Genomic DNA, 21,084 nt, shown 5'->3' with positions numbered 1-21,084 from the left:
CCCCTTTCCCCCTCGCCCCCCTGGGGGAGAGGGCTGGGGTGAGGGGGCAAAGATCTAACGCCGAACGCAAGATCCGAAATATCCACAATCCCCCGAGCCTTAGATTTTTCCGCTCATAAGCTCATTCTAAAAAGTTATTTATTTACCGATTCTTAGATCATTTAGTCTCCTTTCACGCCGACGCTCGGTCGCCTGATATGGAGCTGTTCAATGAAACTGAATTTCCCGCTTCGCCTGCTCGCCGTAGCCTCTCTGGCTGCCGCGAGTTTCCTGGCCCAGGCCGCCGACCTCACCGTCGCCTACCAAACCACCGTTGACCCAGCGAAAGTCGCCCAGGCCGACGGCGCTTACGAAAAAGCCACCAAAGCCGATATCGCCTGGCGCAAGTTCGATAACGGCGCCGACATCATCGCCGCCATCGCTTCCGGTGACGTGCAGATCGGCTACCTTGGTTCGAGCCCGCTGACCGCTGCGATCACCCGCAAAGTCCCGGTCGAAACCTTCCTCATCGCCACCCAGATCGGCGCCGCCGAAGCACTCGTCGCGCGCGACGGTTCCGGCATCAAGACTCCGCAGGATCTGATCGGCAAGAAAATCGCCGTGCCGTTTGTATCGACCGGTCACTACAGCCTGCTCGCGGCGCTGAAGCACTGGAACATCGACCCTTCGAAAGTCACCGTGCTCAACCTCGCCCCGCCAGCGATCATCGCTGCGTGGAAACGCGGTGATATCGACGCCACCTACGTTTGGGATCCGGCACTCGGTGTGGCCAAGGAAAACGGCAAAGTGCTGATCACCTCCGGCGAACTGGCCAAGTTCGGCGCGCCGACTTTCGACGCGTGGATCGTGCGCAAAGACTTCGCCGAGAAGCACCCGGAAATCGTCACCGCGTTCGCCAAGGTCACCCTCGACGCTTACGCCGATTACCGCAAAGACCCGACAGCCTGGCTCGCCAATCAAGCCAACGTCGACAAACTGGTGAAACTCTCCGGCGCCAAGGCCAGCGATATTCCGCTGCTGCTGCAAGGCAACGTCTACCCGCTGGCGGCGGATCAGGTCGTCACCCTCGGCGCGCCGACCACCAAAGCCATCACCGACACCGCCGCGTTCCTCAAGGAGCAAGGCAAGGTCGAAGCGGTGCTGCCGGACTACGCGCCATACGTCAGCGCCAAATTCATCACCAACTGATCGGGAGTTAACTGCGATGGCCTTGCTACAGCTGGAGCGCATCAGCGCACAGTACCCGGGCAGCCCGGAACCGGTGCTGGCGGATATTTCTCTGACCCTGGGGCCTCAGCAATTGCTGGTCGCCCTCGGCCCGTCCGGCAGTGGCAAGACTTCGCTGTTGAACCTGATTGCCGGTTTCGTCGAACCGAGCGCCGGGCGCATCACCCTCGACGGCGTGCCGGTCAAAGGCCCGAGCGCTGAACGGGGCGTGGTGTTTCAGGACGACGCTTTGCTGCCTTGGCAGGATGTGTTGGCCAACGTCGCGTTCGGTCTGGAACTGGCCGGTGTCGCCAAAGACAAGCGCGAAAAAATCGCCCGTGAAATGCTCGTGCTGGTTGACCTTTCCGGTTTCGAAAGCCGTCGTATCTGGCAACTCTCCGGTGGCCAGAAACAGCGTGTCGGCCTCGCCCGCGCCCTCGCCGCCGACCCGCGCGTATTGCTGATGGACGAACCCTTCGGCGCCCTCGACGCATTCACCCGCGAACAGATGCAGGAGTTGTTGCTGCAAGTCTGGCAACGTACCGCCAAGCCGGTTTTTCTGATTACCCATGACATTGAAGAAGCGGTGTTCCTCGCCACTGACCTGATTCTGCTCGCGCCGAATCCGGGGCAAATCGTTGAGCGCCTGCACCTGGATTTCGGTCAGCGTTACGCCGCTGGTGAATCCGCCCGCGCGATCAAATCCGATCCGCGTTTTATCGAAACCCGCGAACACGTGCTGAGCAAAGTGTTCTCGCAACGCAGCGCCGGGCAACGGCAGGAGCGCGCATGAGCAGTTACGACGTTTCCTCGGCTGCGGTAAAACCGGTCAGCGCATCGGCTGCGATACCCGTACGCCGCAGCCTCAGCACGCGCTGGATCAGTCTGCTGACCTTATTTGCATTGTTGGCGATCTGGTGGGCCGTAACAGCCACCGGATTGATCGAACCGCTGTTCCTGCCGCCGCCGTCCGCCGTGCTGCAAAAAGGCTGGTTGCTGGCGACTACCGGTTACATGGATTCGACGTTGTGGCAGCACCTCGGCGCCAGCCTGAGCCGTATCGGTCTGGGTCTGGGTTTTGCGATTCTGACCGCTGTGCCGGTGGGCATCGCCATTGGCGCCAACCGCATCGCCCGTGGTGTGCTCGATCCGCTGATCGAGTTCTACCGCCCGATTCCACCTCTGGCCTATTTGCCGCTGATCGTGATCTGGTGCGGCATCGGCGAATTGTCGAAAGTGCTGCTGATTTATCTGGCGATTTTTGCGCCGATTGCCATCGCTACTGCCACCGGCGTGCGCACGGTTGATCCAGCGAAATTGCGCGCGGCGCAGTCGTTGGGCGCGACTCGCGTGCAACTGATTCGTCATGTGATTTTGCCGAGCGCGCTGCCGGACATTCTCACGGGCGTGCGGATTGGTCTGGGCGTTGGCTGGTCGACGCTGGTCGCGGCTGAACTGATCGCCGCCACCAGCGGTTTAGGCTTCATGGTGCAGTCGGCCGCGCAGTTTCTGGTCACAGATGTGGTGGTGCTGGGGATTCTGGTCATCGCCCTGATCGCCTTCGCCATGGAAATGGGCCTGCGCGCCCTGCAGCGAAAGCTGGTGCCATGGCACGGCCAGGCCCACTAAATCGCCTTGTGAAAATTCCCCTGTGGGAGCGAGCCTGCTCGCGAAAGCGTCAGATCAGTCACTGCACTGTCGCCTGACACTCCGCATTCGCGAGCAGGCTCGCTCCCACAAAAGCATGACACTCCGAATTCGAAGAGAAAGACCATGAGCAGCCTCAACATCACCCCCTTAAGCTCGGCCCTCGGCGCGCTGATCAGCGGCGTCGACATCAGCCAGTCGCTGAGCCTGGAACACCGCGACGCCATCGAACAAGCGCTGCTCAAATATCAAGTGTTGTTCTTCCGCAACCAGCCGATCGAACCGTCGCAACAGGCGCGCTTCGCCGCCTATTTCGGTGACCTGCACATTCACCCGATCTACCCGAACGTGCCGGAACAACCGGAAGTGCTGATCCTCGACACCGCCGTCACCGACGTGCGTGACAACGCGATCTGGCACACCGACGTGACCTTCCTGCCAACCCCGGCGATGGGCGCGGTGCTCAGCGCCAAGTTGCTGCCGGAGTTTGGCGGCGACACATTGTGGGCCAGCGGCATTGCCGCGTATGAAGCGCTGTCAGCGCCGATGAAGAGTTTGCTCGAAGGGCTGACCGCGACTCACGATTTCACTCGCTCGTTTCCGCTGGAGCGCTATGGCAACACGCCTGAAGCGCTGGCGCAGTGGGAAGAAGCTCGACGCAAGAATCCACCGCTGTCGCACCCGGTGATTCGTACACATCCGGTCAGCGGGCGGCGCTCGTTGTTCGTCAATGAAGGCTTCACCTCGAAGATCAATGAGCTGTCGGAAACCGAGAGCGAGGCGATTCTGAAGTTTCTGTTCGCCCACGCAACGCGGCCGGAATTCACCATTCGCTGGCGCTGGCAGCAGGACGATATTGCGTTCTGGGATAACCGCGTGACACAGCATTACGCGGTGGATGACTACCGGCCGGCGCGACGGGTAATGCAGCGGGCGACGGTGTTGGGGGATGTGCCGTTTTTTCGCTGAGACGTTTTAAAGCCAAAAGCCCCTCACCCTAACCCTCTCCCCGAGGGAGAGGGGACTGAATGGGGGATGCTTCAGAGGTTCGCCGACCTGATATTGCTATGCTGAATCCATAATCGACTCGGTATTTCAGGTCGATGTATGACGCAAGACAACTCGGTCGGCTCCCTCTCCCTCTGGGCGGTCCGACGTTTCGGGAGGGCTGGGGTGAGGGTCGCTTATTCTGCCGTCGAAGGCTTCTCCCACAGATTGATCCCGCCCTCCTGGGCAAACCGGTCAATCTCCGCCAGCTCTTCAGCACTGAAGCTCAAATTCTTCAACGCCCCGACGTTCTCGATAATCTGCTCCGGCCGACTCGCACCGATCAACGCCGAAGTCACCCGCGGATCGCGCAGCGTCCACGCCAGTGCCAGTTGCGCCAGGCTCTGACCACGACGCTTGGCAATTTCATTCAGCGCGCGCACGTGGGCAATGTTGGCCTCGGACAAGTGTGAAGCCTGCAACGAACCACCGCCCGGACGATTGACCCGCGCATCCGCCGGCACGCCATTGAGGTATTTGTCGGTGAGCAGACCTTGCGCCAACGGGGTGAAGGCGATCACGCCGGTACCGAGTTCATCGGTGGTATCCAGCAGGTCTTTTTCCACCCAGCGATTGAGCAGGTTGTACGCCGGTTGATGGATCAACAGCGGCACTTTCCACTCTTCGAGCAGCGCCGCCATCTCACGGGTTTTCACGCCCGAATACGACGAGATACCGATGTACAACGCCTTGCCCTGTTGCACGGCAGTAGCGAGGGCGCTGGCGGTTTCTTCCAGTGGAGTGTCCGGGTCGAAGCGGTGCGAATAGAAAATATCCACATAGTCGAGCCCCAGGCGTTGCAGGCTCTGGTCGAGGCTGGCCAAGACGTATTTGCGCGAACCACCGCCCTGACCGTAAGGGCCGGGCCACATGTCCCAACCGGCCTTGCTGGAGATGATCAGCTCGTCGCGGTACTGCTTGAAGTCTTCGCGCAGCAGGCGGCCGAAATTGATCTCGGCGCTGCCGTACGGCGGGCCGTAGTTGTTGGCCAGGTCGAAGTGGTTGATGCCTAGGTCGAACGCGGTGCGCAGCAAGGCGCGTTGGGTGTCGATCGGCGTGCTGTCGCCGAAGTTGTGCCACAGGCCCAACGACAGCGCCGGCAGCACCAGACCGCTGCGCCCGACGCGGCGGTAAGGGATGGAGTCGTAGCGGTTTTCGGCAGCGGTATAAGTCATCGAATCCTCTCTTGTCTGTCTTGAAATGGGTGTCGACTTCTTCGCGAGCAAGCTCGCTCCCACATTGGAATGCAGCCTCCTGTGGGAGCGAGCTTGCTCGCGAAGGGTGTTACACAAATCGATTGCCGGGTCGAGCGAGACCAAGGTTCTCGCGCAAGGTTCGACCCTCATACTCCGTTCTGAACAACCCGCGCCGTTGCAGTTCCGGCACCACGCCATTGGCGAAGTCCTCGAGACCGCCCGGCAGGTGCGGCACCAGCACGTTGAAACCATCCGCTGCGCCTTGTTCGAACCATTCCTGCAAGCGATCAGCGATCTGCTCAGCCGTACCGACCAGGCTGTAATGCCCTCGCCCGCCAGCAATCTTGCGACCGAGTTCGGCGAGGGTCAGCTTCTCCCGCCCGGCTAGTTCCGTAAGCAATTTCTGCCGGCTCTGCTGGCCGCTGTCAGTCAGCGGCAACTCGGGCAACGGCCCGTCCAGCGGGTACTTCGACAAATCGAAGTTGCCCAGCATACGCCCAAGCAAGGCGACGCCAACCTCGGGTTCGACTAATTGCTGAAACGTTTCACATTTTTCCTGCGCCTCGGCTTCGGTACGGCCGACCACGACAAAAACCCCGGGCATGATTTTCAGCGAATCAGCGCTGCGACCGTACTTGGGCAGACGTCCCTTGAGGTCGGCGTAGAACGCCTGGGCACCGGCCAACGAAGTCTGCGCGGTGAACACCACTTCAGCAGTCTGCGCCGCCAATTCGCGCCCGTTTTCCGAAGAGCCAGCCTGAACAATCACCGGTTGCCCTTGCGGCGAACGCGCAACGTTCAGCGGACCTTTGACCCTGAAGTGTTCACCGACGTGATCCAGCACATGCAGTTTCGAAGGGTCGTAATACGCCCCACTGGCCTTGTCGCGCGCAAACGCATCATCCTCCCAACTGTCCCAAAGCCCGGTCACTACCTGATGAAATTCGCGGGCTCGGCTGTAGCGTTCGGCGTGGCCGATATGCTCATCGCGGCCAAAATTCAGCGCCTCGGCGGCGTTGTCCGAGGTCACCAGATTCCACCCCGCGCGCCCACCGGAAAGGTGGTCGAGCGAAGCGAATTTGCGCGCCACGTGATACGGCTCGTTGTAGCTGGTGGTCGCTGTAGCGATCAGGCCAATGTGCTCGGTCACCGCACTGAGGGCCGAGAGCAAGGTCAGCGGCTCAAAGTGATCGGAACGCGCCATGCGACTGGCGATGTCCTGAGTTGGCGCGGCGACGCTGTCGGCGACAAACAACGCATCGAACTTCGCCGCCTCGGCAATTTGCGCCAGCCGCTTGTAATGGGCGAAATCCAGTCCCGCATTCGCCGGCACATCAGGATGACGCCAAGCCGCCACGTGGTGCCCGGTGGCCATGAGGAATGCACCGAGTTTCAACTGTCTGCTCATCGTCAGAAATCCTTGCGCAGTTGCACACCGAAGTAGCGCTCGTCATCCCGTGGCACAGCGCGATAGATGTAGTTGCCGCCGCTGGCGAGCAATGGCGAATAGGACTTGTCGGTGAGATTTTTGCCCAGCAGCGCCACGCGCCAGCCATTGCTGTAATCGGCCAGGGCGACACTGGCGTTCCACAGACCGTAGGCGCCCTGCTTGGTGTCGGCGTTCTGGCTGATGTCGTACTGCACTTCACTCTGCCAGCTATAGTCGGTGCCCAGTTCGATATCCAGACCGTTATCCAGCGGGATGCTGTAGTCGGCGCGCACGTAGCTTTTCCAGTCCGGACTGAACGGCAACGGTTTGCCATTGACGTTGCACGACGCCGCCGCGCCCGCCGGGCAGGCGAACTCGTCGATGCGTGCACGGGTGTAGGCGAGTGCGCCGGACAGTTTCAATTGCTGGGTCGCCTGCAAGGCGTAGTCGAGTTCGACACCTTCGGTGCTGACGCTGCCAGCGTTGATCAGTCGCGTCACCACTTGCCCGGCGACGGTATCGAAGAAGTTCGCCTGGTAGTTGTCGTAATCGCTGTGGAACACAGCGAGGTTGGTGGTCAGGCGATTGTTCCAGCTCGTCGCTTTGATCCCCGCTTCCCAGGTGTTGGAAGTTTCCGGTTTCAGCGCCTCGGTGTCGCGCGGCTGCATGTTGAAGAACACGTTGTAGGCCGGGCCCTTGTAGCCGCGCGAGTAGGTCAGGTAAGTAGTGACCGTATCGCTCAGGTCGTACTGCACGCCGAGGCGGCCGGACCAGCCATCTTCGTCCACTGAACCGGAACTGCTGGTGGCCGGTTGAATGCCGCTGACCGTAGTCGCCGAAGTCGAAACGCGGCGGTGATCGTATTCGAGATCATCGTGGGTGTAGCGCAGGCCGGCGATACCGCGAAAGTCCGAGGTGAAGTTCAGCGTAGCCTCGCCGAACACCGCGTAGCTGTCGCTGGTGGTGCTGTAATCAGCGACGCCGCGATCGGTGCGTGTGGTCGTTGTCAGCGTGCGCTGATACGTCTCGTCGTCCTTACCGTGCATGTAGAACAGACCGCCGACGTACTCGAGAAATTCACCCTTCGGCGAAGCCAGGCGTAGCTCTTGCGAGTATTGATCGAAGGCCAGGTCGCCCTTGTCCGCCGTTCCGGGAAACGCTGCGGTCACCGTGCCGAGACGGTCGCCATCCTGATACTGAGTATTGTCCCAACCGCGCCATGCGGTAATCGACGTCAGGGTGTAATCGCCCAGTTGCCAGTCGAGCTGACCGGACAGACCTTTGTTGGTGTCCTCAACGTGTGAGCGGGTGTCGGTGTTGATGTCGCGGTTGTGGCTGCTCGCATTGACCGGGCTCAGCGCATTGGCGAAGGCCGGGGTCAGCGACTTGCTGACAACGCCATTGGGACCGTCGTCGTGGGACTGCATGTAATCGGCGATCAAGGTAAAGGTGACGTCGTCATTCGGGGTGAATTCGAGTTTGCCGCGCACGCCGCGATGGTTGTAGCCGTTGACCTCCTGACCGTTGTGTTGGTTGTCGACGTTACCGTCGTAGGTGCCGAACAGCGTGCTGATCGAGCCTTTCAACGTGTCCGGTATCAGGCTGCCGCCGATGCCGAAACGGGTGCGGCTTTCGTTGCCGCTGTAGTACGACTGATCGATGTAACCGTGGGTTTCGGCGGTGGGTGCTTTGCTGGTGATGTTGAGCACACCGGCCGAGGCGTTTTTGCCAAACAGCGTGCCTTGCGGCCCGCGCAATACTTCGACGCGCTCCAGATCCAGCAAATCCAGCGTGGATTGACCCGGGCGCGCATACACCACGCCATCGATCACCGTCGCCACGGTCGGTTCGACACCCGGCGAGGTGGAAATCGTGCCGACGCCGCGCACGAACAACGAGGTGTCCTTGTTCGACGCGCCGGTACGGAAATTCAGCGACGGCACTTGCTGGACGATACTGGCCACGCCGTTGCGGTTTTCGCGCTCAAGCTGTTCGCCATCGATGACTGACACTGCGACCGGCACTTTTTGCAGCGACTCTTCGCGGCGCGTGGCAGTGACGGTCACGGATTTGAGGGTCGGCTCCTGATCACTGCTCTCGGCAGCGAATGCGTTGGGCAGCGGCAGTGCCGCCAACCCCGTGAATAACCAGCCGGCGGCGCGAATCGACTGCGCCAGTGTGAGTGTCGCCCCAGGAATGTTGTGCATGTTTGCCCGCTCGAAATTGGCCCTTAACCGCTGCCGTTCTGCGACGACAGCGCCTGAATCGGTGTCTTGGGCATTCGCTCGAGCGAGTAGCAGACAGCGCGCTTTGTTAGCGCTACCATCGACAGTATTGGCAAGCCGGACATAGAGCGTCCAATACTGAAAAATTACTTTTATATGCGATTTGGTTTTTAAGAAGGATCGAGCCTTGAGCGAAGAAAAACCCCGCAAACGTCGTGGTGCCGGCCGTGTGACCCTCAATGCCGTGGCGCGCCAAGCCGGGGTTTCAGCGATCACCGTGTCACGCTATTTCAACCAGCCTGAGCAGGTTTCGCCCGAGCGTCGCGAGCGGATTGCGGCAGTGGTGGCTGAGTTGGGTTACGTACCGAATCTGGTGGCCGGCGGATTGGCTTCGGCGCGGGGCAAAATCGTCGGCATGGTCATCCCGAACATCTCCGGGCCAATCTTCGCCAATACCATTCAAGGCTTCAGCGACACGCTCAGTCGCCATGGCTATCAGCTGTTGCTGGCGTCAAGTTACTTCAGCACCGAGCAGGAAGAAAATGCGGTGCGTGCGTTTCTCGGCTGGTCGCCGGCGGCGCTGGTGTTGACCAGTCACTTTCACAGTGCGGGTACGGAAAAGATGATCGCCGAGGCGGATGTTCCGGTGATCGAGACGTGGGATTACCAGCCGGAGCGTGAGCCGATGCAGATCGGTTTTTCGCACTTTGAAGTGGGCGTGGTGGCAGCGAAGTACCTGCTGGGCAAAGGCTATCGACGCATCGCCTTCGTGCAGAACAGTGCACCGGGCGACTTCAGCGCACTTGAACGCCGCGACGGTTACGCGGCGACCTTACAAGAGTCCGGCCTGGAACCGTGGGTCTTTGCTCCTGACGTTGATCGTGCGCCATTCGAGGCCGGCAAACAGGCGATGGATGCGCTGATGAATGCCTCATCACGCCCCGACGCGATCATCTTCGCCAACGACAACCTCGCCGCCGGCGGCTTGCTTGCCGGGCAACGCGCGGGTTTGAAAATCCCCGAAGACTGCGCCGTTCTCGGCTTCGGTGATTACCCTTTCGCCGAGATGCTCCTGCCCAGCCTGAGCACGATCAAACCACCGGCACTGGAGATTGGTGTACTCGCCGCAACACGCGTGCTGGAAAGCCTTGGCGTGTTGCCGAGCGACGAGGTGCAGCGGCTGAACCTGCTGCAGTGCCAAGTCATCGAACGGGAAAGTACCTGACTTCGCTATACCGACAGTTCGCGCAAGGCGGCCGCCGCGAGAAATCCGGAACGGGATCGATAGCGCTGGTCACGGCGGACTGTCTGGTCAATACGCTCAAGCAATTGCTCCGGCAGTGTGGCGTTAAAACGCACTGACTTGCCAAAATACGGGGTGATATCAAAATCGACCACGCCCCAGATCCCTCCCGCGTAATCCGGGTTATCAAGATGAGCATCAATGTCCCGCACTTGCGGTAACTGCGCGCTGTCGGCGACCAACCCCTCATAGTGAAGCGCCAATGCCTCCTGAGTATTTTCAAACGCCTCAGCGACCGTAGTGCCTGCGGAGAAACAACCCGGGACATCCGGGATGATCACTCCGTAGTCTGAGTCGGCATCCTTGTGCAGAACGACCGGGAATTTCATATGAGTGAGTCCTTCCTCTGACAGGCCCATAAAACGGCCTTCGTTTCCAATGACGGGCCTCATTTCAAGCCCGCCTGTTTCAAAATGCTGTTGATCGTGCCCTTGGGCAGATCCGAATCAGGGTGCTTGATCGTCACCCTTCCTGGCTTGTGCGGATGCTTGTATTGGTGGTGGCTGCCTTTCACCGCCACGAGATACCAACCATCGTCTTCGATCATCCTGATCATTTCCCGACTGCGCATTTCCTTTGCCCTGTTCGACAGCTAGAGCCATTTACTCTAGAGGGCGCAGGAGCCTTTGATACACACGATACACACTCAGATAAATATTAGCTCACTGAACAATCGCTCGGTTATGGGGCAGATCAACGGCAGGCTTGGGCCAGCAAAAAAAACACGTCGCCGGCCAAACTCTCTGTAAGGGTCGCAAAATATGTCCAATAGAGATGTGGCGGGACTGGCTATGCTCTAAAGAACACCGAGGTGACCCCTTCGCGAGCAGGCTCGCTCCCACAAGGATTTCCTGTGTACATGAAATTTATGTCCAGCCGGGATCCATGGCGGGAGCGAGCCTGCTCGCGAAAGCGATTATTCAGGCAATGCACCTTCACCAGGCAGAATTAACCATGCACACCGCCATCATCATTTTCTTCGGCCTGATCCTGCTCGCCCTGATGCTCTACATCGGCGAGCGCATCGGCTTCAGCCGCCAGACCATGGCCTACGGCTTCGCCGCCCTGTGGTTGGCGTTGACGGTGATCAATGGTGCGGTGGGGGTGGTGCATGCCGGCCAGTCCGTGGGATCGGAAATAGTGATTGGCAGTGCGGTATTCGGCGTGCCGATGGCGGCGATGGTGTTGTTCATGGTGCTGAGCGCCGAGTCCTGAGCAGACCCGGCGCCCAACCGCCGATCAACGCACCAGATGCAGGAACTGCATGTGCCGTTCGTACTGATCAAGGATGTCGTTAATGATCTGCTCTTTGGTGTAGCCGACCAGATCGTAGTCCTGACTGCCCTCGCTCAAGTGCACTTCGGCGCGGTAGTAGCGACGATTGTTGAGCTGCTTTGAACCCATGCCGCCACGCGCGAAGGACGGCGTGAAGTAGCCGCGCATCTGCACCTGATAGATGAACGGATGCGCATCACCATGGCCGATTTCGAGGCTGACGCTGTCATTCGCCGGATCCGGCTGGGTAACCACGTTCAGGCCTTTCTCGACGAACACTGCCGTCACCTCTTCAATCGCCGGGCGCACCGTGGTGTCCATGAAGCGATACACCTCGTCACGCGACGGGAAGTGCACAGCCTGGCTCAGACGCTGACGCCAGCCACCAGTGCCGCGCCGTGAACCGGATACCGGCGCCAGCGAATGCAGCTGCGCGATCTGCTTCTGCGACTCCAGATAGAACGCCTTGTGCAGGCCCCACATCATCAGCAACAGAATCAGCGAGAACGGCAGCGAGGTCAGCACCACCGCTGACTTCAGCGCATCGATGCTGCCGGAGAACAGCAACGCACTGGTGATCAGCGCGGTCATCGCGCCCCAGAACACCCGCAGCCATTTCGGCCCGTCTTCGTCCGGGTTGCCGCCCTTGGCCGACAGCGTCGAGAGCACCACGGTGCCCGAGTCGGCAGATGTTACGAAGAACACGAAGCTGATAAACACCGTCACGGCGATGACGGTTTTGCTCCACGGATAAGTTTCCAGCAGCAGATAAATGCTCATCGACGGGTTGTCGATGGCCGACATGCCCAGCGCGCTCATGCCGTGGTTGAGCACCTGATCGAGGGCGCTGTTACCGAAGATAGACATCCACGCCAAAGTGAAACCGAGCGGAATCAACAGCACGCCAAACACGAATTCGCGGATGGTGCGGCCACGGGAAATTCGTGCAATGAACAGGCCCACGAACGGCGACCATGCAATCCACCAGGCCCAGTAGAACACCGTCCAACCGCCGAGCCAGTCGCTCGGTTTGTCGTAGGCGTAGAGGTCGAAACTCTTCATCGGCAAGGCGCCGAGGTAGTCGCCAAGGTTCTGGATCAAGGTGTTGAGCAGGTGCTGAGTAGGCCCGGCGAACAACACGAACAGCAGCAGTGCACAGGCCAGCAGCATGTTGATGTCGGACATCACCCGCACGCCTTTATCGACGCCGGAAACCGCAACAATGATCGCCGCGCCCATCATCAGCGTGATCAGGCCGACCTGAATCCACTGGGTGTGAGCGATGCCGAACAGGTAGTCGAGACCGGAGTTGAGGTGCAGCACACCAAAACCCATGTCGGCACCCAGACCAAACACTGTGGCGATAATGCCGAAGCCGTCCACCGCGTAACCGATCGGACCGTTGATGCGTTTGCCAATCAGCGGATACAGCGCCGAACGCAGGGCCAGCGGCAGGTTGTGACGGTAAGCGAAATAGGCCAGCGCCATGCCGACAAAGGCGAACACGCCCCAGCCATGCAGGCCCCAGTGCAGAAACAGAATCTGCATGGCCTGGCGCGCCGCGTCCGCCGTGCCGGCCTCGCCTTGCGGCGGCTGGAGCATATGAGTCAGCGGTTCAGAGACGCAGAAGAAGAACAGCGTGATGCTGATCCCGGCGGCGAACAGCATGCCGGCCCAGGACAGGTAACTGAATTCGGGTTCGTCGTGGTCGGCACCGAGTTTTATCTTGCCGTAGCCGGATAAGGCGGTGACCACCACGAAGACCAGATACAGGGTCATCGCGAGCATGTAGTACCAGCCGACCGTATTGGCCGCCCAGTTTTGCGCTTCCAGCAGCCAGGCGCCGGCCTGTTCAGGAATGGCAATGACAACGAGACCAAACAGCAGAATGACCGTCGCGGCGAAGTAGAACACCGGCGGATTCATGCGTACCAGACCGCTGGCGGGGGTGGACGATGCACTCATGAAACGTGCACCTCGAGGGGTTGAAACATGGCTGAAATGATCGGACTCAGCAAAGGCAAGCCTCCTGTTGTGAGCGGGCAGCGAACCACCGGTTTAACTTGAATGAACGTTCAAGTTAAACATGGATGGGGTGGTAAGGACTAATCGTACGGCTAGGCGGTAGTTTTCCTACGCTAGCTCAAGGATGGGTATGACGCGGGTTTGAGGGTATTCGTTCACTGGAGAATTGGCTGATTGCCATTATCTAGATTTGGTCTGAAAACCATTCGCGAGCAGGCTCGCTCCCACATTTGAAACGCATTCCAGTGTGGGAGCGAGCCTGCTCGCGAAGAGGCCAGATGCCGCAGCGCAATTTCAGAGCCTACTTCTGCGTCCCGTCATCATGCTGCAGATTCGCCTGGGTCAAATTGCATCCCGCTGGCACGCTGCGTGTCAGCCACACATTGCCGCCAATGGTCGAACCCTTGCCAATGGTGATCCGTCCGAGAATCGTCGCCCCGGCATAAATCACCACGTCATCTTCAACGATCGGATGACGCGGATGGCCCTTCTGCAACTGCCCGTCCTCATCCGCCGGGAAGCGTTTGGCGCCCAACGTCACCGCCTGATAAATCCGCACGCGCTCACCAATGATCGCCGTCTCGCCGATCACCACACCCGTGCCGTGATCGATAAAGAAGCTCCGGCCAATCTGCGCACCCGGATGGATATCGATACCCGTCGCCGAATGAGCGATTTCCGCGCTGATCCGCGCCAGCAGCGGCAACCCGGCACGATACAAATGGTGCGCCAGACGATGGTGAATCACCGCCAGAATCCCCGGGTAGCACAGCAGGACTTCATCAACACTGCGCGCCGCCGGGTCACCGTGATAAGCGGCCAGCACATCGGTATCGAGCAGCGTGCGCAAGCCCGGTAATGCGAGGGCAAAATCCTGCACGATCCGGATTGCACGGGCTTCGACTTCGGTGTCGGCCTGCGCACTGTGGCGGGCGACGTAACGCAGCTCCAGGCGGGTCTGCGCCAACAAGGCATTCAGGGCGACATCAAGGGTGTGGCCGACGTAGAAGTCTTCACTCTCTTCGCGCAAATCCACCGGTCCCAGACGCATCGGGAACAACGCGCCGCACAACGCTTCAAGAATCTCCGCCATAGCTGCCCGCGACGGTAGCTCGCGACCACCCTGCTCGCCGGACGCCCGGCCGTTCTGTGCCCGCCACTGATCCCGCGCGCTGCGCAGTTGACTGACGATGGTCTGCAATTGCCAATGGCTGGAACGCTCGCTCACGGTAAAGACTCCTCACGGGCGGCCGGACTGTCTGGCCGCGTCAACGGCGACTACTTTACGGCATGGCTGCGAGGGCGAATTAAGAACCGATAGTGCTGGCCTAAGGTCATTTGGCTATAAGCGATTGGCGGTTGCCCCTGCAAAAGCACGTGCCTATAGTCCTTTCATCTTCCAAGCCAGTACGGACTCATGATCAAACAACAGCTGGACCGCTTTCATCGCCTCGACCTGCTCAGCCACCCGACACCACTGGAAAAACTCGAACGCTTGTCTACGTGGCTCGGTCGCGAGGTGTACATCAAACGCGATGACCTGACGCCGCTGGCCATGGGCGGCAACAAACTGCGCAAACTCGAATACCTCGCCGCCGATGCGCTGGCACAAGGCGCCGATACGCTGATCACCGCCGGCGCTTTGCAATCGAACCACGTCCGCCAGACCGCTGCACTGGCCGCCAAACTGGGCCTGGGTTGCGTTGCGCTGCTGGAAAATCCACTGGGCACCGACGACAGCAATTACACCGGCAACGGCAATCGCCTGCTGCTGGATCTGTTCGATACCAAGGTCGAACTGGTCGACAACCTCGACAACGCCGACGAACAACTGGCCGCCCTCGCCCTGCGTTTGCGCAGCAACGGCAAGAAGCCATATCTGGTGCCGGTCGGCGGCTCGAATGCTCTTGGTGCTTTGGGTTACGTGCGCGCCGGGTTTGAACTGGCCGAGCAGATCAAGGACACCGGGCTGGAATTCGCTGCGGTTGTTCTGGCCTCTGGCAGCGCTGGTACTCATAGCGGTCTGGCGCTGGCAATGAGCGAAGGACTGCCACAATTGCCGGTGATTGGCGTGACGGTTTCACGCAGCGAAGAGGATCAGCGACCGAAGGTTCAAGGGCTGGCTGAGAGTACGGCGGAACTGCTCGGCGTTGAGTTGCCGGAAACCTTCAAAGTCCAATTGTGGGATGAATATTTCGGCCCGCGTTATGGCGAGCCGAATGCCGGGACGTTGGCGGCAGTGAAGTTGCTGGCGAGTCAGGAAGCGGTGTTGCTTGATCCGGTGTACACCGGCAAGGCAATGGCGGGCTTGCTCGATGGCATCGGACGTCAGCGTTTTGATGAAGGCCCGATCATCTTCCTGCACACCGGCGGCGCGCCGGCATTGTTTGCCTACAAGGATTTCTTGTAACAGAAGATCAAAAGATCGCAGCCTTCGCCAGCTCCTACAAGTGATCTCATGTAGGAACTGCCGGAGGCTGAGATCTTTTTCCACAGACAATGCATATTCCAGCAAAGAATAACACTTCGAATATTAAGTATTTTCAAGTCTAACAAAGACATCTTATAGTCTCGCCGCAGGCGAATTTCGCGCAAGACGCATAAGCTGCTTTAAGGCAGGATAGCGCTGTCGTCGAAATCATAAATTCGCCAACTTTCCTTAAGCGTCTTCCATAAGAAAACACAGGGGCTCGTCATGAATTTTTCCGCACTACGTCGCAATCTGCTGGTGGGTTCGCTGGGCCTGGCGCTGAGCGCCGGTCTGATCGGCCAGGCAGTGGCCGGTGAGCAGCTGCAACAGATCAAGGACAAAGGCGTTATCAACGTCGGCCTGGAAGGCACTTATCCACCGTTCAGCTTCGTCGATGCCGACGGCAAACTTTCCGGTTTCGAAGTTGAACTCTCCGAAGCGCTGGCGCAAAAGCTTGGTGTAAAAGCCAAGGTTCAGCCGACCAAGTGGGACGGTATCCTCGCTGCGCTGGAGTCCAAGCGTCTGGACGTTGTCGTCAACCAGGTGACCATCTCCGACGAGCGCAAGAAGAAGTATGACTTCTCCGAGCCGTACACCGTTTCCGGGATTCAGGCGCTGGTGCTCAAGAGCAAAGAAGCGGCGCTGAACATCAAGACCGCCGCTGACCTGTCCGGCAAGAAAGTCGGTGTAGGCCTGGGCACCAACTACGAACAATGGGTCCGCGCCAACGTGCCGGGCGCCGACGTACGTACTTACGACGATGATCCAACCAAGTTCGCCGACCTGAACAATGGCCGTACCGACGCCATCCTAATCGACCGTCTGGCCGCACTTGAGTACGCCAAGAAAGCGCCGAAAACCGTCGCTGCCGGCGAAGCCTTCTCCCGCCAGGAAGCCGGAGTTGCCCTGCGTAAAGGCGAGCCTGAACTGCTGGCCGCCGTGAACAAGGCCCTCGACGAACTGCGTGCCGACGGCACCCTTGCGAAGCTGTCCACGAAGTACTTCAACGCTGACGTCACGAAATAATGGAAGCTGGATTTCAATTCGGATTCGGACTGGACTTCCCGCAATTGAGCCAGCAAATCGCCGAAACCACACAGCTGTTGGTGGACTCCGCGCCCTTCCTGCTTAAGGGCGCGTACTTCACGGTAGTCCTCAGCCTCGGTGGGATGTTCTTCGGCTTGCTGCTCGGCTTCGGCCTGGCGTTAATGCGACTTTCGCGATTCAAATCGGTGAGCTGGCTGGCGCGCGTCTACGTGTCGTTCTTTCGCGGTACGCCGTTACTGGTGCAGCTGTTCGTGATCTATTACGGCTTCCCGCAACTGGGAATCGAACTGGATCCGCTGCCAGCGGCGCTGATCGGCTTCTCGCTGAACATGGCCGCTTATGCCTGTGAAATTCTGCGCGCCGCGATCGGTTCGATCGAACGCGGCCAGTGGGAAGCCGCTGCGAGCATTGGCATGACCCGCGCGCAAACCCTGCGCCGGGCCATCCTGCCGCAAGCGATGCGCACGGCGTTGCCGCCGCTGGGTAACAGCTTCATTTCGCTGGTCAAGGACACAGCACTGGCCGCCACCATTCAGGTGCCGGAGCTGTTCCGTCAGGCACAGTTGATTACCGCCCGGACTTTCGAAGTCTTCACCATGTATCTTGCCGCCGCGCTGATCTACTGGATTCTGGCCACGGTGCTTTCGCACTTTCAGAACAAGTTGGAAGAGCGGGTCAATCGGCACGACCAGGAGTCCTGACGATGATTGTCGTGGAAAAACTGACCAAGCAATTCAAGGGTCAGGTCGTGCTCAACGGCATCGACCTCGAGGTCAAGGAAGGCGAAGTCGTCGCGATCATCGGCCCCAGCGGCTCGGGGAAAACGACGTTCCTGCGTTGCCTGAATTTCCTTGAACAACCCACCAGCGGCCGGATCAAGGTCGGCGATATCGAGATCGATACCAGCCGCCCGCTGAACCAGCAGCAAAGCCTGGTGCGCAACCTGCGCCAGCACGTGGGTTTCGTGTTCCAGAACTTCAATCTGTTCCCCCATCGCACCGCACTGGAAAACGTCATTGAAGGCCCGATCGTGGTCAAGAAGATGCCGCGCAACGAGGCGGTTGCCCTGGGCAAGAAACTGCTGGCCAAGGTCGGACTCGCCGGTAAAGAAGACGCTTATCCGCGTCGTCTCTCCGGTGGTCAGCAACAGCGCGTGGCGATAGCCCGGGCGCTGGCGATGGAGCCGGAAGTGATTCTGTTCGATGAACCGACTTCGGCCCTCGACCCGGAACTGGTCGGCGAAGTGCTGGCGACCATTCGTGGTCTCGCCGAGGAAAAGCGCACCATGGTCATCGTTACTCACGAAATGGGTTTTGCTCGTGACGTGGCCAACCGCGTGGTGTTTTTCGACAAAGGCGTGATCGTCGAGCAAGGTGAAGCGAAAGCGTTGTTTGCCAACCCGCAAGAAGAACGCACTAAACAGTTTCTCAGCAAGTTCCTGAATCACGCCTGAGAACTTTCATTGCGATTCCGGCAACTTCCATGGATGGAAGTTACCTTTATTAAAATTCCGGACCTTCCACCCCCCAGACAAAACATATCCGAAGCGGTACATATATATGTTCTGCAACAGATAGCGCCCGCCTCAACCCCGCTTTACCCGATATGAAAGCGTTCGAATAAATTTGCGCAAAAATCGCCAAAAAGCCCTGAGTTCCGTGGCTCATTTCGCCTGACCACCTAGGCACATGACCACAGCGGCGTAGGAAAATTCTGATTAATTCGTAATTCGAGGATTAACTAATATCGTCTATTGACACCCCATCCCGCACACTCTTATCTAGTCGGCAACTGGCCCCACTTAGTTTAATCAACCCGTATTCAACTTGAATAAAAGTTCAAAGTTTTATTGCCAGTTTATTCACGCCTTTTGTTCTTTCAGAAACGGACTTCGCTGCAAGGCTTCAAGGAGAGAAATCGATGACCCGCACTTCGCATACCCCCGAACTGGCAGCGCCGATCCTGGCGCCTGCGCAAAAAACCGGCATCAATCTGAGCGCCGCCGCACATTTTCTGGTCGAGGTCTCGCCCTACCCCGATATGGACAGCGGAGACCTGATCGAGCTGTTCTGGAACAAATGCTATGTCGCCTCCAGGGTCCTGACAGCCGATGACGTCGGCACGGCAGTGCGCCTGCGAGTGCCCGAGAGTTTCATCGCCAGCGGCACCGCGCGCATTCACTACCGTGTGATGCAGGTCGGCCAGGGTCCGGCGCTGTCGGCTGCGACGCGCGTGCAGGTCAAACTCGACTGCCCCGGAGGGCAACCCTCGACGCTGAGCGCAGATGAAAACCAGCAACTGGCCCCCGTAACCATCCCTGACACCATTCGCCGCCAGGGCGTGAATCCGAACCAGATCAAACGCGGCGTGCCGCTGACCATCGAGCCGTATCTGAACATGGCCGAGGACGACGCCATCACCTTGCGCTGGGGTGATGTACGCATGGATCTGGTGCCAATCACCGCTGCGGATATCGGGTTACCGATTCAGGTCTGGGTGCCTCCGTCGGTGATTGTCGAAGCGGGCGAGGATCTGCGGCTGGACGTGACTTACTGCGTCATCGACCGGGTTGGCAATAACTCCCGCTGGGCGCCGCCTCGTACCTTGAAGATCGGCTGTGTGAATCCTTATCTGAAAGTCCCTCTGAGACAGGAACTCAAGGCGGCCGAATCGCGCAAAGCCTGATGTGCTTTGGTGGTGATGGGGGTTGAAGCCCCCTCACCTGAAATTCTTAACCAGCCCGACCATCACCCCTTCTATACATATTCCTAAAAGTTAGTTTATTTAATATTTATACACGCTTAGGGTATATGAACCGGACCACCGGACATTCATTCGTTCGCCGCACTTTTGCGGCGTTTTTCATGAGATGTGAGGTAGGCAGTATGGTCCGGAACACAATCACCCCAGTGCAGATCGCCAGGGCATTGCGTGCAGCCAAGGAGCGGCACTGATGTCCAGTCTGGCAGATGCAAGCGTCCAGTCGGATCTGGACATCGCCCCATTGTTGTTGCCCGCGCAGGTCTTGCGCAACGACGCCCAAGCCATCAAGGCCGCCCATGAACTGGCGCAAGTCGCCCGTGTGCAGGCTGCCAAACGCGACCGTCAGCGTAAGCTGCCGTGGTCGGAAATCGAACAGTTCACCCGCAGCGGATTAGGCAGCATCGCCATCCCGCGCGAATACGGTGGTCCGCAGGTTTCATTCATCACTTTGGCCGAGGTGTTCGCGATCATTTCCGCCGCCGACCCGGCGCTGGGACAGATCCCGCAGAACCAGTTCGGCATCATCAATCTAGTGCTCGGCAGCGCCACCGAGGAGCAAAAGAAACAGCTGTTCCAGAGCGTTCTGGAAGGCTGGCGCATCGGCAATGCCGGCCCGGAACGCGGCACCAAAAACACCCTGGAACTGAAAGCGCGGATCACCGCCGACGGCGACGATTACGTGATCAACGGCCAGAAGTTCTATTCCACCGGTGCGCTGTTTGCGCACTGGGTTGCGGTCAAGGCACTCAACGATGACGGCAAGCAAGTGCTGGCCTTCGTTCGTCGCGGCACGCCGGGCCTGCGCATCGTTGATGACTGGTCGGGCTTCGGTCAGCGCACCACCGCCAGCGGCACGATTGTGCTGAACAACGTGCGCGTCGAGTCGAGCCTGGTGGTCGATAACTGGAAGATCAACGAGGTCCCGAATACTCAGGGCGCGGTGTCGCAGTTGATTCAAGCCGCCATCGACGCCGGAATTGCCCGTGGCGCTATCGACGACGCCATCGAGTTCGTCAAAACCCGTGCACGGCCATGGATTGATGCCAAGGTCGAACGCGCCAGCGATGACCTCTACGTGATCGCCGACATCGGCAAACTGAAAATCGAACTGCACGCCGCCGAAGCGCTGCTGCGCAAGGCCGGCAGAGTGCTCGATCAGGTGCACGCCGCGCCGCTCACGGCCGAATCCGCCGCACGCGCCTCGATTGCCGTGGCCGAGGCGAAAGTGCTGACCACCGAGATTTCTCTACTCGCCAGCGAAAAGCTGTTCGAACTGGCCGGCAGCCGCGCGACCCTCGCCGAATTCAATCTCGACCGCCACTGGCGCAACGCCCGCGTGCACACGCTGCACGACCCGGTGCGCTGGAAATATCACGCGGTCGGCGCCTATCGCCTCAACGGCACTCTGCCGGCTCGCCATTCCTGGATCTGACGACCAGACATCTGGAGAA

19 protein-coding genes are annotated in these 21,084 nt (G+C 59.4%); 12 read left to right on the top strand and 7 right to left on the bottom strand.

What is annotated here, in order from left to right; genetic code table 11:
- Positions 1–210 precede the first annotated feature (210 nt).
- The 4 genes from tauA to tauD all read left to right on the top strand — a co-directional run bounded on the left by tauA (position 211) and on the right by tauD (position 3,822).
- Positions 211–1,188 carry a taurine ABC transporter substrate-binding protein gene (gene tauA, locus ACRRSD_RS16630; RefSeq protein ID WP_435034334.1) on the top strand — a complete coding sequence of 326 codons (978 nt, stop codon included), beginning with the start codon at positions 211–213 and terminating at the stop codon, positions 1,186–1,188.
- Between the two features lie 16 nt (positions 1,189–1,204).
- Positions 1,205–1,999, top strand: coding sequence for a taurine ABC transporter ATP-binding subunit (gene tauB, locus ACRRSD_RS16625; protein ID WP_435034333.1), 795 nt, complete (start codon positions 1,205–1,207; stop codon positions 1,997–1,999).
- Positions 1,996–2,835: a taurine ABC transporter permease TauC gene (gene tauC / locus ACRRSD_RS16620; protein WP_102899603.1), complete on the top strand. Its 840-nt coding sequence runs from the start codon at positions 1,996–1,998 to the stop codon at positions 2,833–2,835. Before tauB ends, tauC begins: the two co-directional genes overlap by 4 nt.
- A gap of 144 nt (positions 2,836–2,979) precedes the next feature.
- The gene (gene tauD, locus ACRRSD_RS16615; RefSeq protein ID WP_435034332.1) at positions 2,980–3,822 is read left to right on the top strand and encodes a taurine dioxygenase; all 843 of its coding nucleotides are present in this window, start codon (positions 2,980–2,982) and stop codon (positions 3,820–3,822) included.
- 215 nt (positions 3,823–4,037) lie between these two features.
- On the opposite strand, the gene mgrA is transcribed toward tauD, so the two are convergent.
- The 3 genes from mgrA to ACRRSD_RS16600 all read right to left on the bottom strand — a co-directional run bounded on the left by mgrA (position 4,038) and on the right by ACRRSD_RS16600 (position 8,732).
- Positions 4,038–5,075 (bottom strand): L-glyceraldehyde 3-phosphate reductase, encoded by a 1,038-nt coding sequence (gene mgrA, locus ACRRSD_RS16610; RefSeq protein ID WP_435034331.1) that lies wholly within the window; start codon positions 5,073–5,075, stop codon positions 4,038–4,040.
- 109 nt (positions 5,076–5,184) lie between these two features.
- Positions 5,185–6,504: an LLM class flavin-dependent oxidoreductase gene (locus ACRRSD_RS16605; RefSeq protein ID WP_435034330.1), complete on the bottom strand. Its 1,320-nt coding sequence runs from the start codon at positions 6,502–6,504 to the stop codon at positions 5,185–5,187.
- A 2-nt stretch (positions 6,505–6,506) separates the two neighbouring features.
- Entirely contained in the window at positions 6,507–8,732 is a 2,226-nt protein-coding gene (locus tag ACRRSD_RS16600; protein ID WP_435034329.1) for a TonB-dependent receptor, read from the bottom strand.
- Positions 8,733–8,937: 205 nt separating this feature from the next.
- Between ACRRSD_RS16600 and ACRRSD_RS16595 the strand changes: the two genes are divergently transcribed.
- A complete protein-coding gene (locus tag ACRRSD_RS16595; RefSeq protein WP_435034328.1) occupies positions 8,938–9,975 on the top strand; it encodes a LacI family DNA-binding transcriptional regulator in 1,038 nt (345 codons plus the stop codon).
- 5 nt (positions 9,976–9,980) lie between these two features.
- Here the strand turns inward: ACRRSD_RS16595 and ACRRSD_RS16590 are convergent, their stop codons facing one another.
- Together ACRRSD_RS16590 and ACRRSD_RS16585 are read right to left on the bottom strand one after the other, a co-directional pair.
- Positions 9,981–10,445, bottom strand: a complete 465-nt coding sequence (locus ACRRSD_RS16590; RefSeq protein ID WP_435034327.1) for a type II toxin-antitoxin system HicB family antitoxin — start codon at positions 10,443–10,445, stop codon at positions 9,981–9,983.
- Positions 10,442–10,624, bottom strand: a complete 183-nt coding sequence (locus ACRRSD_RS16585) for a type II toxin-antitoxin system HicA family toxin (protein ID WP_026000492.1) — start codon at positions 10,622–10,624, stop codon at positions 10,442–10,444. The genes ACRRSD_RS16590 and ACRRSD_RS16585 overlap by 4 nt, the downstream gene beginning before the upstream one ends.
- Positions 10,625–11,007: 383 nt before the next feature.
- Here ACRRSD_RS16585 and ACRRSD_RS16580 point away from each other — a divergent pair, with 383 nt between their 5' ends.
- Positions 11,008–11,268 (top strand): hypothetical protein, encoded by a 261-nt coding sequence (locus ACRRSD_RS16580; protein ID WP_435034326.1) that lies wholly within the window; start codon positions 11,008–11,010, stop codon positions 11,266–11,268.
- A gap of 24 nt (positions 11,269–11,292) precedes the next feature.
- Here ACRRSD_RS16580 and betT read toward each other — a convergent pair whose 3' ends face one another.
- Both betT and epsC read right to left on the bottom strand, forming a co-directional pair.
- Positions 11,293–13,254: a choline transporter BetT gene (gene betT, locus ACRRSD_RS16575; protein ID WP_435038511.1), complete on the bottom strand. Its 1,962-nt coding sequence runs from the start codon at positions 13,252–13,254 to the stop codon at positions 11,293–11,295.
- Positions 13,255–13,654: 400 nt separating this feature from the next.
- Positions 13,655–14,581, bottom strand: a complete 927-nt coding sequence (epsC, locus tag ACRRSD_RS16570) for a serine O-acetyltransferase EpsC (protein ID WP_122597751.1) — start codon at positions 14,579–14,581, stop codon at positions 13,655–13,657.
- A 189-nt stretch (positions 14,582–14,770) separates the two neighbouring features.
- On the opposite strand from epsC, the gene ACRRSD_RS16565 reads away from it, so the two are divergent.
- The 6 genes from ACRRSD_RS16565 (at position 14,771) to ACRRSD_RS16540 (ending at position 21,065) form a co-directional block, all read left to right on the top strand.
- Positions 14,771–15,763: a D-cysteine desulfhydrase gene (locus tag ACRRSD_RS16565; RefSeq protein ID WP_435034325.1), complete on the top strand. Its 993-nt coding sequence runs from the start codon at positions 14,771–14,773 to the stop codon at positions 15,761–15,763.
- A gap of 285 nt (positions 15,764–16,048) precedes the next feature.
- On the top strand, positions 16,049–16,849 hold the full coding sequence (gene tcyJ / locus ACRRSD_RS16560; RefSeq protein WP_435034324.1) for a cystine ABC transporter substrate-binding protein: 801 nt from the start codon (positions 16,049–16,051) through the stop codon (positions 16,847–16,849).
- Between the two features lie 56 nt (positions 16,850–16,905).
- Entirely contained in the window at positions 16,906–17,571 is a 666-nt protein-coding gene (gene tcyL, locus ACRRSD_RS16555) for a cystine ABC transporter permease (RefSeq protein ID WP_038360743.1), read from the top strand.
- Between the two features lie 2 nt (positions 17,572–17,573).
- Complete coding sequence (tcyN, locus tag ACRRSD_RS16550; protein WP_435034323.1) at positions 17,574–18,323, top strand: L-cystine ABC transporter ATP-binding protein TcyN; 750 nt, start codon at positions 17,574–17,576, stop codon at positions 18,321–18,323.
- Positions 18,324–18,790: 467 nt separating this feature from the next.
- Entirely contained in the window at positions 18,791–19,555 is a 765-nt protein-coding gene (locus tag ACRRSD_RS16545) for a hypothetical protein (RefSeq protein ID WP_435034322.1), read from the top strand.
- 268 nt (positions 19,556–19,823) lie between these two features.
- Entirely contained in the window at positions 19,824–21,065 is a 1,242-nt protein-coding gene (locus ACRRSD_RS16540; RefSeq protein WP_435034321.1) for an SfnB family sulfur acquisition oxidoreductase, read from the top strand.
- The last annotated feature ends 19 nt before the right edge of the window (positions 21,066–21,084 follow it).

Source organism: Pseudomonas neuropathica (assembly GCF_051174785.1).
GTDB classification, from domain to species: domain Bacteria; phylum Pseudomonadota; class Gammaproteobacteria; order Pseudomonadales; family Pseudomonadaceae; genus Aquipseudomonas; species Aquipseudomonas neuropathica_A.
The sequence above is the reverse complement of the archived record's forward strand: the minus strand, read 5'-3'. Positions and strand labels throughout refer to the sequence as shown.

Bases quoted from the DNA above. Each gene is read 5' to 3' on its own strand.
- tauA (WP_435034334.1), top strand. From the start codon at position 211: ATGAAACTGAATTTCCCGCTTCGCCTGCTCGCCGTAGCCTCTCTGGCT.
- tauB (WP_435034333.1), top strand. From the start codon at position 1,205: ATGGCCTTGCTACAGCTGGAGCGCATCAGCGCACAGTACCCGGGCAGC.
- tauC (WP_102899603.1), top strand. From the start codon at position 1,996: ATGAGCAGTTACGACGTTTCCTCGGCTGCGGTAAAACCGGTCAGCGCA.
- tauD (WP_435034332.1), top strand. From the start codon at position 2,980: ATGAGCAGCCTCAACATCACCCCCTTAAGCTCGGCCCTCGGCGCGCTG.
- mgrA (WP_435034331.1), bottom strand. From the start codon at position 5,075: ATGACTTATACCGCTGCCGAAAACCGCTACGACTCCATCCCTTACCGC.
- ACRRSD_RS16605 (WP_435034330.1), bottom strand. From the start codon at position 6,504: ATGAGCAGACAGTTGAAACTCGGTGCATTCCTCATGGCCACCGGGCAC.
- ACRRSD_RS16600 (WP_435034329.1), bottom strand. From the start codon at position 8,732: ATGCACAACATTCCTGGGGCGACACTCACACTGGCGCAGTCGATTCGC.
- ACRRSD_RS16590 (WP_435034327.1), bottom strand. From the start codon at position 10,445: ATGAGGCCCGTCATTGGAAACGAAGGCCGTTTTATGGGCCTGTCAGAG.
- ACRRSD_RS16585 (WP_026000492.1), bottom strand. From the start codon at position 10,624: ATGCGCAGTCGGGAAATGATCAGGATGATCGAAGACGATGGTTGGTAT.
- ACRRSD_RS16580 (WP_435034326.1), top strand. From the start codon at position 11,008: ATGCACACCGCCATCATCATTTTCTTCGGCCTGATCCTGCTCGCCCTG.
- betT (WP_435038511.1), bottom strand. From the start codon at position 13,254: ATGAATCCGCCGGTGTTCTACTTCGCCGCGACGGTCATTCTGCTGTTT.
- ACRRSD_RS16565 (WP_435034325.1), top strand. From the start codon at position 14,771: ATGATCAAACAACAGCTGGACCGCTTTCATCGCCTCGACCTGCTCAGC.
- tcyJ (WP_435034324.1), top strand. From the start codon at position 16,049: ATGAATTTTTCCGCACTACGTCGCAATCTGCTGGTGGGTTCGCTGGGC.
- tcyN (WP_435034323.1), top strand. From the start codon at position 17,574: ATGATTGTCGTGGAAAAACTGACCAAGCAATTCAAGGGTCAGGTCGTG.
- ACRRSD_RS16545 (WP_435034322.1), top strand. From the start codon at position 18,791: ATGACCCGCACTTCGCATACCCCCGAACTGGCAGCGCCGATCCTGGCG.
- ACRRSD_RS16540 (WP_435034321.1), top strand. From the start codon at position 19,824: ATGTCCAGTCTGGCAGATGCAAGCGTCCAGTCGGATCTGGACATCGCC.